This is a genomic window from Sphingobium sp. FW306-1B-F04DB, assembly GCF_058781925.1.
The window spans coordinates 1-1,024 of record NZ_JBYSXE010000125.1; the positions used below are offsets into that span (position 1 = coordinate 1).

1 protein-coding gene is annotated in these 1,024 nt (G+C 61.5%); it reads left to right on the forward strand.

Annotated elements, in window-relative coordinates:
• Positions 1–1,005 (forward strand): IS630 family transposase gene (locus AC3WJD_RS21995; RefSeq protein ID WP_492748988.1). Its coding sequence is split into 2 segments (ribosomal slippage), with 1,003 coding nucleotides annotated over them: positions 1–463 and positions 466–1,005; the frame shifts between segments, so codons are not numbered across the junction. This gene is flagged as partial in the annotation.
• Positions 1,006–1,024 lie beyond the last annotated feature (19 nt).

Genomic DNA, 1,024 nt, shown 5'->3' on the forward strand with positions numbered 1-1,024 from the left:
TCGCCAGTCGAAGGACGGAGCCCAGACACGGCGCCTGCTTGCTCTAGCGGCCATTTACGAGGGCGGGAGCCGAACTGAAGCGGCGAGGATTGGTGGTGTGACGCTTCAGATCGTGCGGGATTGGGTGCTGAAGTTCAACGCGGGCGGCCCTGCCGGCCTTGTCGATCGCAAGGCCCCTGGATCGCCATCGCTGCTCAACGACAACCATCGTGCGGCTTTGGTGGAGATCATCGAGCAAGGCCCTATCCCGGCGGTTCATGGGGTGGTGCGCTGGCGGATCGTCGATCTGATCCAATGGCTTTGGGACGAGTTTGCGGTGTCCGTCTCCCGGCCGACGCTCAGCCGCGAGCTGCGTGGCTTGGGCTACCGGAAATTATCGGCCCGCCCCAAACATCACGCTCAGGACATCGAGGCTGCGGAGGCCTTCAAAAAGGGGGCTTTGCCGCCGAAGTGGATCAGGTCCGAGCGTCCCTCCCGCCCGGCACCCCAATAGAGATATGGTGGCAAGACGAGGCCCGGATCGGTCAGAAGAACAAGATCACCAGACGTTGGGCGAAGCAGGGCACGCGCCCGTCGGCACCGCACGATCAACGGACCAAATCGGCGTATATCTTCGGTGCGATCTGTCCTCAGCAAGGCAAGGCGGCTGGCCTCGTCCTGCCCTTCTGCAACACCGAGACGATGAACCTGCACTTGGCGGAAATCGCGCTGACGGTCGCGCCAGGGGCCCATGCTGTGCTGCTCATGGATCAGGCCGGTTGGCATCTGACGCCCAAGCTCGAGATACCGGCCAACATCTCCATCGTCGCGCTGCCCGCCAAAAGCCCTGAACTCAATCCGCAGGAAAATGTCTGGCAGTTCATGCGCGATAACTGGTTATCCAACCGCGTCTTCGCCTCCTACGACGACATCGTCGATCATTGCTGTCACGCCTGGAACACGCTCGTCGATCAGCCCTGGCGCATCATGTCCATCGGCATGCGCGAATGGGCTCACGGGTTCTGATCAGTGAATCTTGGTATTA